The sequence below is a fragment of the Paraburkholderia lacunae genome (assembly GCF_003353175.1).
Taxonomy (GTDB): domain Bacteria; phylum Pseudomonadota; class Gammaproteobacteria; order Burkholderiales; family Burkholderiaceae; genus Paraburkholderia; species Paraburkholderia lacunae.
Genome location: NZ_QHKS01000087.1, coordinates 1 through 1,565 on the forward strand (window position 1 = coordinate 1; position 1,565 = coordinate 1,565).

General features: G+C 58.0%; 1 protein-coding gene. It reads left to right on the top strand.

Annotated features, from left to right (window positions below):
• On the top strand, positions 1 to 1,423 hold a 1,423-nt coding region (locus DLM46_RS38840; protein WP_115110393.1), incomplete at its 5' end, for an IS1182 family transposase.
• Between the last annotated feature and the right edge of the window lie 142 nt (positions 1,424 to 1,565).

Below are 1,565 nucleotides of genomic sequence, written 5' to 3' on the forward strand. Positions count from 1 at the left end.
GTTCGTTCAAGGCGATAGTCGTACACAAAGCTTTCTCCTTCCCGAAGCGCTTGATGACTACGTGACCGACACCAATCCCGTGCGCGTGGTGGATGTCTTTGTGGATGAGCTCGATCTTCAGAAGCTCGGGTTTGAAGGTGTTGAGCCAGCGCTGACCGGTCGGCCTTCGTATCATCCGGAGGTGATGCTCAAGATCTACATCTACGGTTACCTGAACCGTATTCAATCCAGCCGTCGCCTTGAACGCGAGGCCCAGCGCAACGTCGAACTGATGTGGCTCACCGGCCGCCTGGCGCCTGACTTCAAGACCATTGCGCGGTTCCGTAAAGACAACGGCAAAGCGATCCGCAGCGTCTGCCGTCAGTTCGTCGTGCTATGCCAGCGTCTGGACCTCTTCGCCGAAGCGATCGTTGCAATCGACGGCAGCAAGTTCAAGGCGGTGAACCATCGCGACCGCAACTTCACGAGCGCCAAGCTCGAACGACGCATGCGCGACATCGAGTCCAGTATTGCTCGCTATCTCGAGGCGATGGACACAGCGGATCGTCAGGAGCCTGCGATTGCGAAGGCCAGAACAGCGCGACTGCAGGACAAGATTGCGGCCTTGAAGGAACAGATGCGAAGCCTCAAGGAGATCGAGGTGCAACTCAACGCGGCACCCGACAAACAGGTATCGCTCACGGATCCCGATGCCCGTTCGATGAAGACACGAGGAACGGGAGTCGTCGGCTACAACGTCCAGACGGCGGTTGACACGAAGCACCATCTGATCGTCGCGCACGTCGTTACCAATGACGGCATCGATCGTGATCAGTTGACGTCGATGGCGAAGCTTGCCCGTACAGAGATGGGTGTTGACAAGCTCACCGCAGTTGCGGATCGCGGCTACTACAAGAGCGAAGAAATACTCGCATGCCATGAGGCTGGGATAACCGTGTTCGTTCCGAAGACGGTGACATCAAGCGCTACGGCTCATGGCCGCTTCGGCAAGGAAGACTTCATTTACGACCCAAAGACGAATGAATATCGGTGCCCGGCAGGCGAGCGGCTCATCTGGCGATTCTCGACCGTTGAGCGCGGCCTGAAACTCAGTAAGTATTGGAGTTCGAATTGCCAGCAATGTTCGCTAAAAGGGGACTGCACGCCGGGCCCTCAACGTCGCGTGGCACGCTGGGAACACGAAGCTGTTCTGGACGAGATGCAGGCGCGACTTGACCATGCACCTGAGATGATGCGCATCCGGCGACAGACTGTCGAGCACCCGTTCGGCACGATCAAGGCATGGATGGGCGCCACTCATTTCCTGACACGGACCATCGGGCGGGTGAGCACGGAGATGAGCTTGCACGTGCTGGCGTACAACATGAAGCGGGTGATCAAGCTACTCGGTTCTGAAGCGGTTATGACGGCGATGCGGGCGTGAGACCCGTACGGGGTCGTTGAGCCTTTGCGATGTGTTCGGCTGTGATTTGACGTTCGGGTTGCCGCAATCGAAAAGCCGCGACCTGCGCCGAGACAGGTTTCGTCAATTCCCAGTGGCCAGCCGTTTTGACACAGTCTGGGCC